Raw genomic sequence first — 12,446 nt, forward strand, 5'->3', positions numbered from 1 at the left:
TTTTCTCAATACAGCCAAGGACGGTGTTGCGTCTATGGGTGGCGTTTGGGGCCGTCTCAGCCGGTCTTCAGGGCCCCCAGCACCGCGTGCAGGAAGCCGCCGAGGTCGTCGGTGGCAAAGTCCACATGGGGGGCGTCCTGGCCCTCCATTTCCCAGGCCTCGCGGAACACCTCGCGCGTGCCCTGCGGCACGATCAGCACGGTGCGCATGCCGAGCTTGTGCGGCACGAGCAGGTTGCGGGTGAGGTCCTCGAACATGGCCGCGCGCGCCGGGGCGACGCCGGTCTTCTTCAGGAACAGCTCGTAGGTCTCGCGGTTCGGCTTCGGCATCAGGCCAGCGGCGACGATGTCGAAGATATCCTCGAAATGGTCGGTGATGCCGAGGGCCGCGGCCGTGCGTTCCGCGTGGGGACGGTCGCCGTTGGTGAAGATGAACTTGCGGCCCGGCAGGGCAGCAATCGCCTCGCCAAGCTTCGGGTCCGGCTGCACCGGCGAATAGTCGATGTCATGGACATAGGCGAGGAAGTCGTCGGGCTCGATCTGGTGTTCCAGCATCAGCCCGCGCAACGTCGTGCCGTAGTCGCGGTAATATTCCTTCTGGCGGATCCGCGCGGTGACCTCGTCCATCGACAGCAGCCTGGCGATATACTCCGAGATGCGCTTGTCGATCTGCGCGAACAGGTTGACATGCGCCGGGTAGAGCGTGTTGTCGAGGTCGAACACCCAGGCCTCCACGCCAGTGAAGGCGCGAAGGTCGTAGGTGTGGGCGTGGCCGCCCTCGCCGGATCCGGGGGCGCCGCTCACTTGCAGAGCAGCGTGCCGACGCCGCGGTCGGTAAAGAGTTCGAGGAGGACGGCGTGCGGAACCTTGCCGTCCAGGATGACGACGCCTTCCACGCCCCGGTCGAGCGCCTCGATGCAGGTCTCGACCTTCGGGATCATGCCGCCGGAGATGGTGCCATCGGCGATGAGCTCATGGGCGCGGGCAACGGTGAGTTGCTTGATCAGCTTGCCGTCCTTGTCGAGAACGCCGGGAACGTCGGTGAGGAAGAGAAGGCGCGAGGCGTTCAGCGCGCCGGCAATGGCACCGGCAAAGGTGTCGGCGTTGATGTTGTAGGTGGCGCCATCCTCGCCGGGGGCGACAGGGGCCACGACCGGGATCAGGTCTTCCTTCAGCATCAGTTCGAGCATGGTCGGATTGACGACAGCCGGTTCGCCAACGAAGCCGAGATCAACGATCTGCTCGATGTGGGAATTGGGGTCGACCATGGTGCGCGTCAGCTTGCGCGCCTTGACGAGGTTGCCGTCCTTGCCGCAGAGGCCGACCGCGCGGCCGCCTTCGGCGTTGATCGACTGGACGATTTCCTTGTTGATCGAGCCTGCGAGGACCATCTCGACGATCTCGACGGTGGCCTTGTCGGTGACGCGCAGGCCGCCCTTGAACTCGGAGACGATGCCAAGACGGGTCAGCATGCTGCCGATCTGCGGGCCGCCGCCGTGGACGACCACCGGATGCACGCCCGACTGGCGCAGCAGGGTGATGTCACGGGCGAAGGCGCGGCCAAGTTCGGCGTCACCCATGGCATGGCCGCCGTACTTCACCACGACGCGCTTCTTGTCGTAGCGCTGCATGTAGGGCAGGGCCTGGGCGATGATATGCGCGTTGCTGAGGAAGTCCTGGCTGGTCATGGGGCTGCTCATGGGCGGGGGCACTCGCTGCTGCGGTGGCTGGGGCTGACCGGTTACGGCCGGTCAGCGTCTATAGCCCGTTTGAGGGTGCTACTCAACGCGCTTTGGCCGCAGCTCAGCCCGCAAAGGCCTGGCTGAGTGGCTGATCGTTCTTGTCGTCACGTGCCAGCAGACGAATGAAGGCTGCCTGCGACTTGAGGGGTGCCGATGGCGCCAGCAGGTATTCGTCGCAGCCGGCCAGGGCAAGTGTCCGCTCCTCCGCACGCGAGGTGATGCCTTCGGCAGTCACGCAGACCCCGAGGTCCAGCGCGAAGCGGGCGAGAGCCTGTGCAAGGCGCAGGGGCGCCTCCGCACCGGGGACAGCGGCTGCGGACAGATTGAGACCAACCCGGCTGACACCAGCAGCCAGAAGCAGCGCTGGCGGCGTTCCGCCGTTGCCATAGCCGGTCAGGCCGACATGCACGCCGTCACTGCGCAGCTGGGCGAGATTGGTCAGCATGTCCTGGGTCAATGCGCCGAGCATGCCGGCACCGAGATCCAGCTGCAGGGACACCGACGGGAAACCCTGCCGAACCAGCACGGAACGAACCCTGAAGGGCAATCCTGGGTCGGCAAGTTGCGCCGGGGACAAGGCAACGCGCAGACGCACATGCCGTCCGGCAAGCCTGTGCCAATCCTTGGCAAGACTGACCGCATCCTCGAGCAACCCGTTGCCGACGTCGAGCGCCTCGCGGGAGGAGCCAAGGTCTTCATGCAACTGGTCAAGCACCCGTCGGCTGCCATCGGGGCGGGTCCAGACGGGAACGGCCTGCGCACCGATCAGAGTGTTATCGCAAAGGCTGCGAATCTCGCGAAAGCCGATTTCAAGCGCGCCATCGCCCCGCGCGCGCAACACACCGCGCCGCAGGCGATCGAGATTTTCGATCCGCTCGCGCATCGGTGGCTGGAACACCTTGTATCGCCCGCGTCCTTCCGCCTTTGCCGCGTAAAGGGCAAGATCCGCGTTGCCAAGCAGCTGGTCCGGCGTGCCCCCGTCGCGCGGAAGCAGCGCAACGCCGATGCTGACGCCGCACGAGACGTTGCGGCCATCAAAATGAACTGGCTCGGACAGGGCCCTGACGAGACTGGTCGCGCATTCCTCTATGGCAAGATCGCGCCGGAGGGCCGGGTCCAGGATGGCAAACTCATCGCCGCCGAGCCGGCCGATTGTCGCTTCAGCAGAGACACAGGCCCTGAGCCGGCCTGCAACGACCTTGAGAAGCTCGTCACCCGCAGCATGGCCATAGGTGTCGTTGATGATCTTGAAATTGTCGAGGTCGAGCAGCAGGAGCGTGGCGGGGTCGCCGGTCTCCTGCCAGTCCGCAAAAGCCGCATCAACGGCGCTGTGAAAGCCGATCCGGTTGGCAAGCCCGGTCATCGGATCGTGGCGGGCCAGATATTCCATCTGGCGGCGGCTCTCTTCCTCGACGGTGACATCGCGGCAGATGCCGCGATAGCCGACGAAGGTGCCATCGCGCCCGAACCTTGCACGGGCTGTCACGCTGATGCTGTGGACCTGGTCGCGGTACGTCGTCTGATAGCGCCGGTCGCGCAAGGGCTGGGTCGGGTCGTGGCTCGCCAGCAAGGCAAGGAGTTCCGGACTTGCTTCGTATTCGACCGTATCCGAACCGTCCGCCGACCGGCAGGTCCGGGCCGGCGTGTTGACCTGTGTCGGCAAGAAGGTAACCCCGTGCACGGGATCGTGTTCCCAGATCCAGTCCGAGGCGATGTCGAGAAAGTCGCGCAGCCAGGTGGTGTGGTTGCGCGTAATCAGGACGCGCGAGGCAATGACGCCCAGATGGCACAGCATGGCGTGGGTGCCACTCTCCATGCCATCAGGGCGAGCGGCAAAGTCCTGGACGCACAGGGACGCTATGATCTCGCCGTCGGCATCACGAAGCGGAATGCCGGCGTAATAATTCAATCCAGAGTTCAGGCTTGGATGACCGGCAAGATGTGACTCGCGTCGAAGGTCTCTGTACTCGACGGGTTCGCCTTTGCGGACCACATCGCAACACAGGGTTTCGTCCGTGTTGAGGACGCGCGTGCCGCCGTTTCCGGCGTTTATGACGATGGTCTGGGGACCTTCGATGATGGCAACGAACCCGCGGGCGCATCCCGTGATGCCGCGCGCAAGCTCGGCCAGTGCCTGAAGGTCGAGGTCACCGCGATCCTCGAGCGCTGCAAGCATCGTCTCGACACGGTCATTCCGCGCTGTGTCAGACGCGATGCTGTTCTCGGCCAACGAGCGTGGGCCGGGGGCGTCATTTTCACCCGCCTCAGAAGGTTTGCGCGTCACGATGCCTTGACCATTGTTGGTTCTGTCAGGCTTCAGTTTCGCGTCCTGCTCGTTAAAGTTACGTGTATGTCGTTAGGTAAATTTGCTGAAACGGCTAGGGAATGCCTGCGGTTTCTAGATAAAATTACGGAGAGGTCACTCAGCGTTCGAGTAGGGTTGCAATCTCAGCGCGCAGTACATCGACGCCGTTTGCTTTTTCGGAAGATGTCGGAATGATCAAGGGGAAAGCGGCGGGACGCTTGCGCAGTTTTTCCGCCGTTGCGTCAAGAAGGGTGGCAAGCTGGGTCGGCTTGATCTTGTCGGTCTTGGTCAGGACCACCTGATAGACGACTGCCGCCTTGTCGAGCAGTTGCATGGCGTCAATGTCGTTCTGCTTGATGCCATGCCGGCTGTCGATCAGCAGGAAAACGCGGCGCAGGTTCGGCCGGCCGCGCAGATAGGAAAACACCAGCGCAGTCCACGCGTCGACCATCGCCTTGGGTGCTTCGGCGTAGCCATAGCCTGGCATGTCGACGAGGGTCATGCCGGTTTCCGGCGCGGCAAAGAAGTTCAGCATCTGCGTGCGGCCGGGCGTGTTCGAGGTGCGGGCCAGATCCTTGCGCCCGGTGAGGGCGTTGATCAGGCTCGACTTGCCCACGTTCGAGCGTCCCGCAAAGGTGATCTCGACACCGACCGAAGCGGGGAGCTGGCGCATGTCCGCGACGCTGGTGACAAAGTTCCAGGGCTTGGCGAACAGAAGGCGGCCGGCTTCGAGCTGATCTTCGGTGAATTCAGGTGTGTGGGTCATGATGCGTTTCTATCCTGTTGCCCGGCTGCCGTCGAGCGCAGCGCCTGAGCCTCAATGCAGAACACCCCGCGGCAGGCCGCGGGGTGTTGCTGGCGTTTGCTTGACTTGAGCGGATCAGCTGTCCGTTCAGCCCTTGGTTTCTTCCGCGGGCTTTTTCTTGAACGTGTCCCGCAGATTGTCCCAGAGCTCCACCTTCACGCCCTGACGGCGCATGATGACATACTGCTGGGTGATCGAGAGGCTGTTGTTCCAGGCCCAGTAGATCACCAGACCAGCCGGGAACGAGGCCAGCATGAAGGTGAACAGGACGGGCATCCAGGTGAAGATGATCTGCTGGGCCGGATCGGTCGGCGCCGGGTTCATCTTCATCTGCACGAACATGGTGACACCCATGATCAGCGGCCAGACGCCGAGCATAAGGAAGGTGGGCGGATCCCACGGGATCAGGCCGAACAGGTTGAACAGCGTGGTCGGATCCGGCGCGGACAGGTCGTGGATCCAGCCAAAGAACGGCGCATGGCGCATTTCGATGGTGACGAACAGCACCTTGTAGAGCGCGAAGAACACAGGGATCTGGATCAGGACCGGAAGACAGCCGGCGAGCGGATTGATCTTCTCGGTCTTGTACAGCTCCATCAGGGCTTGCTGCTGCTTTGCCTTGTCGTCCTTGTATTTCTCGCGGATGTCCATCATCTGCGGCTGCACGAGCTTCATCTTGCTCATGGAGACATAGGACTTGTTGGCCAGCGGGTAGAACAGCAGCTTGACGAGAACCGTGACCAGCAGGATGGCGACGCCGAAGTTGCCGACGAGGTGGAACAGCCAGTCGATGACGAAGAACATCGGCTTGGTGAGGAAGTAGAACCAGCCCCAGTCGATCAGCAGCTCGAAGCCTTCGATCTTGAGGGTGTCCTCATAAGCGTCGATGAGCTTGGTTTCCTTGGCTCCGGCGAACAGGTAGGAGACAGCCTCCCCCTTGGCGCCCGGCTGGACGGCAACCGCATCGCCGAGGAAATCGCTCTGGTAGATGTCGGTGCCGGCATTGTAGCTGAAGCTCGGCTCGAAGCTGGTGCCCGGCACCGGCGCGAGGGTCGAGGCCCAGTACTTGTCGGTGATGCCCAGCCAGCCCTTGTCGGACTTGCCCGGCTTGACCTGCTTTTCTTCCTGCACCTCGTCGTAATCGACTTCGGTAAGGCCCTTCTCGCCGACAACGCCGATCAGGCCTTCATGCAGGATGTAGAAGTTCTCGGTCTTCGGCTTGCCGCGGCGCGCGATCAGGCCGTAGGGGTACAGCGACACCGGCGTCGCCGTGCTGTTCGAAACGCCCTGCGTCACCGTGAACATGTAGTTCTCGTCGATGGCGAAGCTGCGGGTGAAGACGAGACCTGCGCCATTGTCCCAGGTGAGGGTGACCGGCGAAGACGGGCTGAGCGTGGTGCTGCTGGCGCTCCAGACAGTGTCCGGGCCAGGCAGGGCGACGGTGGCGCCTGCATCGGCGACCCAGCCGTAATCGGCGTAATAGGCCTGATGCGTACCCTTCGGCGAGAACAGCACGATGGTCGGGCTCTTCGGGTCGACGGTCTCGTGGTAGTCCTTGAGGCGGATGTCATCGACGCGGCCGCCGGTCAGGCTGATCGAGCCGGACACGCGCGGGGTGTCGATCGCAACACGCGGCGAGGCGGAAAGAGCTGCATCACGGGTCTGGGCGACAGGCTGGGCCTCGGCGGCACCGGGAATGGCTGCAGAGCCGGCAGTGCCGGCAGGAGCCGGAGCCTGAGCCTGCGGATTTGCCGCCTGGCGCGCCGCTTCCTGCTGGGCCAGCTCGGCCCGCTGCTGTTCCATCTGCGGGCCGACAATGAAGTACTGCCAGCCAAGCAGGATGACCAGCGACAGAGCGATGGCGATGAACGTATTGCGATTGTCAGCCATGAGCTGCCGTCACCCCTTGTGTTTGTCGGCCTTGTTGCGTTCCGGACCTGTTGTCTTTTCCGGGGCCTTGCCGCCCGAACGACCTGTGCCAGATCGTTGGCCGTGCCGCTGACCATGCCGTGGCCGCGCGCTCTTTGGATCAAGCGCCGGCTTGAGCCCCGACATAAGGTCACGAACGAGATCGGTAAAGGGCAGGGACAGTGCGGCCCGGCGGCCGATGATGACAAAATCGGCACCCTGCGGCACCGTGTCATCGCCAAGCTGGGCGACTGCAGCCCTGAGGCGGCGGCGAATCCTGTTCCGCTCCACCGCGTTCCCGGTCTTTTTCGTGACCGTATAGCCCACGCGCGAGGTGGCATCCTCGTCACCACGCGCAAGGCCCTGTAATGCAAAAGCGCGCCGGTCTGTCCGTCCACCATTGGCGACGGCCAGAAACTCGGAGCGCTTTTTAAGAGTTTTCATGATTGGCTGCGGCGGCGTTGTTGGTCCATGTCCCAAAAGGTCCGGTCACAAGCGCCGCTGCCGGGCGCTTTACGCGCTCAGGCGCTTGCGGCCCTTGGCCCGGCGACGGGCGAGAACCTGACGGCCATTCTTGGTGGCCATGCGGAGGCGGAAGCCGTGACGGCGCTTACGAACGAGGCGGCTCGGCTGATACGTACGCTTCATTTTTGTTATCCGCGCCGTCGCGCGGCCCTTTTGGATTAAGAAAGTCTGGGCTGGACGCACCCCAACCAGGCCGGTGATCCGAGTGACCTGTCTAAAAAAGACATAGCCATACGGTCTGGACGAGTGGGTGCAAGTCCGGGTCGAGCGCGCTTATACGGGGGCTCTGCTGCCAAGTCAACGCGTTCCGCGCGCTTTCCGGCCACTGCCGGCAACGGCGCAGGCATGCAAGTCCGGTCATCACGTCCCGGTGACCACCGGGCTCCACAGGGCTCAAATATCGGTGACAGCAGAGCTTTTGCGCAAACTTCCGGCTATTCTGTGCCCGAACGCTCGCTTCCCGTCCATGGCGGGATGGCGGCATAATTGTTTTCACGGCAAAGCCATCTGCCCGGTGGAGCCCCAACACGACAGCGGAGCCGCATGCCCGATCCTGTCCGGTCCCACCGATTCCCGACGGCGCTCGCCTTGCGCTGGGGTGCGCTTGCCCTGCTGCTGGCATTGATGCTGATTGGCTACCTCAACGGCTGGCACGAGGTGCTGAGCCTGTCCGGGCTGATCCGGCACCGCGAGGCGCTGGCCCAGCTGGTGGCCGACAACCGCTACGAGGCCATGGGCCTGTTCACGCTGGCCTATGCCGCGGTGGTGGCCATGTCCTTCCCGGGCGGTTCGTTGCTGACTGTTGCCGCCGGCGCAATGTTCGGCTGGATGATGGGCGGCATGGTCGCGGTTGTCGGGGCAACGATCGGCGCGACCATCGTGTTCCTGATCGCGCGCTCCTCCGTCGGGTCGGTGCTGGCCGACCGGGCCGGTCCGTTCCTGCGCAAGCTTTCCGACGGGTTTCGCCGGGATGCGGCGAGCTACCTGCTGTTCCTGCGGCTGACGCCTGTGTTCCCGTTCTGGCTGGTCAACATTGCCCCGGCGCTGTTCCAGGTTCCGCTGCGCATCTATGTGGTTACAACCGCACTGGGGATCTTGCCGGGAACCTTTGCCTTCGCCATGGTCGGATCAGGATTTGACAGTGTCATCGCCGCGCAGGAGGCTCTGGATCCGGGATGTGCCGGACGTGGCACCTGCCGGGTCAGCCTGACGGCCCTGTTGACGCCGCAACTGGCCACCGCTCTTGTTGTCATGGGGCTGGTGGCGCTGCTTCCGGTCGCGCTGCGCCTGTGGCGCGGGCGAAGGCAGGCAGACAGGACGGGGAAGTGAAGCGGGAAGGGATGCCGGTGGTCTCGGTCGGGACGGACAGTGCCACGAATAGGCCGATGTCGGAAAGCCAAGCCTTGGAGGGGCAATGACGCGCCAGTTGACACCTGATATCTGCGTAATCGGCGGCGGCTCGGCCGGCCTGTCAGTTGCGGCCGGCGCGGCCGCGTTCGGCGTACCCGTTGTCCTCGTGGAAAAGGGCCTGATGGGCGGGGACTGCCTCAACACCGGCTGTGTGCCCTCCAAGTCGCTGCTGGCCGCAGCCAGCCTTGCCGCCAGCCGGCGGGCCGGCGAAACCCTTGGAATTGCGCCTGTCGAACCTGCAATCGATTTCGCCGCCGTCAAGGCGCATGTCCGCTCCGTGATCGATGCGATCGCCCCGCATGATTCCGTCGAGCGCTTCGAGAGCCTCGGCGTCACGGTGCTGCAGGGCGCGGGCAAATTCACCGGAAAGGACACGCTGAGCGTTGGCGAGGACACGATCCGGGCGCGCCGGTTTGTCATTGCCACCGGCTCGCATGCCTTCATTCCGCCGGTGCCCGGACTGGATGGCGTCCCTTATCTGACCAACGAGACGATCTTCGGCCTCCAGACCTGTCCGGAGCATCTCCTGGTGCTTGGCGGAGGCCCGATCGGCCTGGAAATGGCGCAGGCACATCGCCGCCTCGGCGCGCGCGTCACCGTGCTGGAGGCCGGGCGGGCGCTTGGCCGTGATGACGAGGAACATGTGCCGCTGGTGGTGGAGGCGCTGAAGGCCGAGGGCGTCGAGTTTCTCGAGCGGACCCATGTGGTGCGCGCCGAGGCGACGGCGACGGGCGTGATGCTGACCGTTGAATGGCCCGAACGCGGTGGCCGCTCGGACGGGGTTGGCCGCCTGGGCCAGATTGAAGGCTCGCATCTGCTGATCGCAACCGGCCGTGCGCCGTCGATCAGCGGCATGGGGCTGGAGCAGGCGGGCGTCGAGTTCAACGCGCGCGGCATCAAGGTTGACGAGGGGCTGCGCACCTCGAACCGGCGGATCTACGCGATCGGCGATGTCATCGGCGGCATGCAGTTCACACATGTGGCCGGATACCACGCGGGACTGGTTTTGCGCTCGGCGTTGTTCCGCCTGCCGGCCAAGGAAAACCGGGAGATCATCCCTTGGGTGACCTACACCCAGCCGGAAATCGCCCAGGTGGGCCTGCTGGAACGCGAAGCGCGCAAGCGCTATGGCACACGCCTCAAGGCGGTGCGGGTCGACTATGCCGGCAATGACCGCGCCCAGGCGGACCGCAAGACAAATGGCAAGGTGAAGCTGCTGGCTGGCCCCGGCGGCCGCCTCGTCGGTGCCTCGCTGGTGGGGGCCAATGCCGGGGAGATGGCCAATCTCCTGTCGCTCGCCGTGTCGCAAGGGCTGACCATGAAACAGCTCGCCGGCTTCATCGCGCCCTATCCGACCTATGGCGAGATCATCCGCCGGGCCGCGCTCGCCTATTACGCCGATCTGCCGAAGCGCCGGCTGGTGCGGGCGCTGGTGAGCGTCCTGCGGCTGTTCGGCTAGGCTGGTCGCGTCATGGCCGCCTGTGCCGCAAGGGAGCAAGCCGGATGAAGCATGATGCCGACAACCGGCCGCTGACCAGCACCGACAAGCCAGTCCCGCGCGCGCCTGAGGACGGTATCGCGGCCGCGCAGCGCCGCATCAGTGGCCTGTCAGGAAAGCTGCTGTTGCTGACCGTGCTGTTCGTGATGCTGGCGGAAGTCTTCATCTACGTGCCGTCGATCGCCAACTATCGCAACACCTGGCTGACCGACCGGCTGACCACGGCTGGCGTCGCCGCCTCCGTGCTTAGCGAGACCAACACCATCGCTCCCAGGCTGCAGGAAGAACTGCTGCGCACCACCGGCGCGCTGGCCATTGCCCTTGTCGAGGGCGAGCGGCGCAGCCTGATCGCCATGAGCAGCCTGCCGGAAGATGTCACCATGGTGATCGACATGCGCGGGCAATCGGCGATGAGCGCGATCTCGGGTAGTGTTGCCGTGCTGCTGAAGCCTGGCGACGGCCTGATGCGGGTGATCGGCGCAGGGCCGATGTCCGGTGGACGCGGGATCGAGCAGGTGGACATCGTGCTGCCGATCCGGCTGCTGCGGCAGGACATGCTGGCCTTCTCCGGCCGCATCCTGGCGCTGTCGCTGTTCATCTCGGGCCTCACCGCCGCGCTGGTCTATGTCTCGCTGCGGGCCCTGTTCGTGCGGCCGTTGCAGCGGCTGACGCGGGCGATGCAGGACTTTTCGGAAAATCCGGAAGACAGCGCCCGCCTGTTCCAGACCAGCGCCCGGGCGGATGAAATCGGCGACGCCGAGCGCCGCTTTGCCGAAATGCAGGAAACGCTGGCCCGCACGCTGCACCAGAAGCAGCGGCTGGCCGATCTCGGCCTTGCGGTGTCGAAGATCAACCACGACCTGCGCAACCTGCTCGCCTCGGCGCAGCTGTTCATCGAGCGCCTCGAGAACGTGCCCGATCCCACCGTGCGCAGGCTCGCGCCGAAGATCCTGTCGACGCTCGACCGGGCCGTCACCTATACCCAGGCCGTCATGGCCTATGGCAAGGCGCAGGAGGCCGCGCCGAATCGCCGCCTGGTCCGCCTCGCCCGTGTGGCGGCGGATGTGGGAGAGCTGCTTGCCCTCGCCGATCACCCGATGATCGACTATGACGTCGCCATCGACCCGGCTCTGGAGATCGACGCAGACCCGGAGCAGATCTTCCGCGTTCTGCTCAATCTGGTGCGCAACGCCATGCAGGCGCTGGAGGCGGTTCCCGACGAGGCGCTGGTCTGCCGCATCCACGTCAGCGCGCAGCGCGAGGGCAGGACAGTGGTCATCCGCGTGGCTGACACCGGACCCGGCGTGCCTGCGAGCGTGAAAGCCACCCTGTTCCGCGCCTTCCAGAGCGCCGCCCGCAGCGGCGGCACGGGGCTGGGACTGGCGATAGCCGCCGAGCTGACCCGCGCCCACGGCGGCAGTGTGCGGCTGGAAGAGGCCGGCGCGGGAGCAACCTTCCGCATCGACTGGCCGGACCGGCCGGTCTGACAGGACGAGTGACGCCGGATGACGCGCGGGCTGTGGCTCCGCGCGGTTTCGGCCGTGAGTGCACTTCGCTGGATCGGTGAACCCGCGCGGTGCATCCCGAATGACCTTGCAAGCCCGGAATCGGCCATCACTTGTCAAAAATGGTGCCAAGGTGTTTTGCCGGTTGGGGTTTTCCACCTTTGTACACAAGCGGAATCGCGCAGAAATCCGCGCTGTCAAAAAAAGTTTCAAATGCCCGCTTGCCAAGCGGCTCAGGTTTGAGTAGGTACGGCGTCGTTCGGAAGCGCCTCGCACCGGGGTGCCAACGAACTGTTGCCTGCAGCGTCTGCCATGACATCGCTCGTCAGACATGCTCGCAACCCGGCGCTGGATCCAACAGCCCGGACATGCCGCAAGGCACTGCGCGCCCGTAGCTCAGCTGGATAGAGCACCAGACTACGAATCTGGGGGTCAGGAGTTCGAATCTCTTCGGGCGCGCCATTATTTCAGCGAAAATCAAAATTGCAGACTCATTTGATCGGTTGCTGGCGCTCTGTCGACTGGCAACGCTAGGCTCGACTTGTGCGAGAAGCAGCTGACAGGTGGAGTGTAGCGGCGATATCCACCTGACACAGCCACGCCTTGAAACGTCGATCAACCGGAGGCTTCAGCCTGTTCGGAGCGGCTGGCTTTCATGTAGGAGCGGTTGCGGCCCTGGTCCTTGGCTTGGAGAAGGGCCAGATCGGCGCGGCACAACGACGTATGATCTTCCGGACGGAGACAGCGTG

Annotated in this window: 10 protein-coding genes and 1 tRNA gene; 4 read left to right on the forward strand and 7 right to left on the reverse strand. The window is 64.4% G+C overall.

Annotated features, from left to right (window positions below; translation table 11 throughout):
* Nucleotides 1–56 precede the first annotated feature (56 nt).
* The 7 genes from OVA12_RS17860 to rpmH all read right to left on the reverse strand — a co-directional run bounded on the left by OVA12_RS17860 (nt 57) and on the right by rpmH (nt 7,407).
* Nucleotides 57–803, reverse strand: coding sequence for a pyrimidine 5'-nucleotidase (locus OVA12_RS17860; RefSeq protein WP_268139684.1), 747 nt, complete (start codon nt 801–803; stop codon nt 57–59).
* The gene (gene argB, locus OVA12_RS17865) at nt 800–1,687 is read right to left on the reverse strand and encodes an acetylglutamate kinase (RefSeq protein WP_268139686.1); all 888 of its coding nucleotides are present in this window, start codon (nt 1,685–1,687) and stop codon (nt 800–802) included. The genes OVA12_RS17860 and argB overlap by 4 nt, the downstream gene beginning before the upstream one ends.
* A gap of 115 nt (nt 1,688–1,802) precedes the next feature.
* Entirely contained in the window at nt 1,803–3,971 is a 2,169-nt protein-coding gene (locus OVA12_RS17870) for a sensor domain-containing diguanylate cyclase (RefSeq protein WP_268139688.1), read from the reverse strand.
* Between the two features lie 193 nt (nt 3,972–4,164).
* Nucleotides 4,165–4,812, reverse strand: coding sequence for a ribosome biogenesis GTP-binding protein YihA/YsxC (gene yihA, locus OVA12_RS17875; RefSeq protein ID WP_268139691.1), 648 nt, complete (start codon nt 4,810–4,812; stop codon nt 4,165–4,167).
* 126 nt (nt 4,813–4,938) lie between these two features.
* Nucleotides 4,939–6,741 (reverse strand): membrane protein insertase YidC, encoded by a 1,803-nt coding sequence (yidC, locus tag OVA12_RS17880; protein ID WP_268139693.1) that lies wholly within the window; start codon nt 6,739–6,741, stop codon nt 4,939–4,941.
* A 9-nt stretch (nt 6,742–6,750) separates the two neighbouring features.
* Entirely contained in the window at nt 6,751–7,203 is a 453-nt protein-coding gene (gene rnpA / locus OVA12_RS17885; protein ID WP_268139695.1) for a ribonuclease P protein component, read from the reverse strand.
* A 69-nt stretch (nt 7,204–7,272) separates the two neighbouring features.
* Nucleotides 7,273–7,407, reverse strand: coding sequence for a 50S ribosomal protein L34 (rpmH, locus tag OVA12_RS17890; protein WP_106753960.1), 135 nt, complete (start codon nt 7,405–7,407; stop codon nt 7,273–7,275).
* A 420-nt stretch (nt 7,408–7,827) separates the two neighbouring features.
* Between rpmH and OVA12_RS17895 the strand changes: the two genes are divergently transcribed.
* The 4 genes from OVA12_RS17895 to OVA12_RS17910 all read left to right on the forward strand — a co-directional run bounded on the left by OVA12_RS17895 (nt 7,828) and on the right by OVA12_RS17910 (nt 12,159).
* Entirely contained in the window at nt 7,828–8,613 is a 786-nt protein-coding gene (locus OVA12_RS17895) for a TVP38/TMEM64 family protein (RefSeq protein ID WP_268139698.1), read from the forward strand.
* Nucleotides 8,614–8,698: 85 nt separating this feature from the next.
* The gene (locus OVA12_RS17900; RefSeq protein ID WP_268139700.1) at nt 8,699–10,153 is read left to right on the forward strand and encodes a dihydrolipoyl dehydrogenase family protein; all 1,455 of its coding nucleotides are present in this window, start codon (nt 8,699–8,701) and stop codon (nt 10,151–10,153) included.
* A 44-nt stretch (nt 10,154–10,197) separates the two neighbouring features.
* Nucleotides 10,198–11,679 carry a sensor histidine kinase gene (locus OVA12_RS17905; protein WP_268139702.1) on the forward strand — a complete coding sequence of 494 codons (1,482 nt, stop codon included), beginning with the start codon at nt 10,198–10,200 and terminating at the stop codon, nt 11,677–11,679.
* 403 nt (nt 11,680–12,082) lie between these two features.
* Nucleotides 12,083–12,159, forward strand: a tRNA-Arg gene (locus tag OVA12_RS17910).
* The last annotated feature ends 287 nt before the right edge of the window (nt 12,160–12,446 follow it).

Source organism: Pannonibacter sp. SL95, from assembly GCF_026672425.1.
In the GTDB taxonomy this organism is placed as follows: Bacteria; Pseudomonadota; Alphaproteobacteria; order Rhizobiales; family Stappiaceae; genus Pannonibacter.